General features: G+C 64.4%; 1 protein-coding gene. It reads right to left on the minus strand.

Features of this window, described 5'->3' with window-relative positions; genetic code table 11:
* Positions 1-839, minus strand: an 839-nt coding sequence (locus EN935_RS38245; protein WP_127374354.1) for a trypsin-like peptidase domain-containing protein, incomplete at both ends; no start/stop codon positions are given.

Raw genomic sequence — 839 nt, forward strand, 5'->3', positions numbered from 1 at the left:
ATGTCCATCAGGCCAAGCCCCATCGCTGGAAGGCGCGAGCCTTGCTCGGCGCTTGGCGCGCCGGACCCGTCGTCCGCCGACGCGGTCTTCACATCGTCGGTGTTGCGGCCGACAGCGACGGAAATCTGTACCGCCTTGCCTTTGCGCCATACGTCCAGCGTCTCCCTGGCGCCGGGCGCGACATCGGCGACCGCCCGCGACAGGTCCTTGGGATCCTTCACGTCCTGCCCGGCAAAGCTGGTGATGACGTCGCCTGTCTGGACACCGGCGCTTGCCGCCGGCGAGCCGTCATTGACCTGCGAAACCAGCGCGCCGCCAGGATGATCGAGCCCAATGGCGCTAGCCACATCCGGCGTCACCGGCTGGATCTCGACGCCGAGATAGCCGTACTGGATGGAACCGTCCTTCATCAGCTTGGCGACCACTTTCTGGGCCTGATCCGACGGAATGGCGAAACCCACACCAACGCTGCCGCCATTAGGCGAATAGATCGCCGCGTTGATGCCGACGACATTGCCGTTTACATCGACCAGCGGACCGCCGGAATTGCCGTGATTGATCGGGGCGTCGATCTGGATGAAGTCGTCAAACGGTCCGCTGTGCAGGTCGCGGCCGCGTGCAGAAACGATGCCTGCGGTGACCGTGGTGCCGATGCCGAACGGATTGCCGATCGCCAGCACCTGGTCGCCGGTCATCAACTTGTCGGAGTCACCCCATTTGACCGTCGGCAGGGACTTGCCGGCTTTGATCTTGAGCACGGCGAGATCGTCCTTGGCGTCTCGGCCGACGAGCGTCGCGGGAAGTTCGGTGCCGTCGTCGAGCGTCACCTTGATCGAAGA

The sequence above is a fragment of the Mesorhizobium sp. M7D.F.Ca.US.004.03.1.1 genome (assembly GCF_003998635.1).
Taxonomy (GTDB): Bacteria; Pseudomonadota; Alphaproteobacteria; order Rhizobiales; family Rhizobiaceae; genus Mesorhizobium; species Mesorhizobium loti.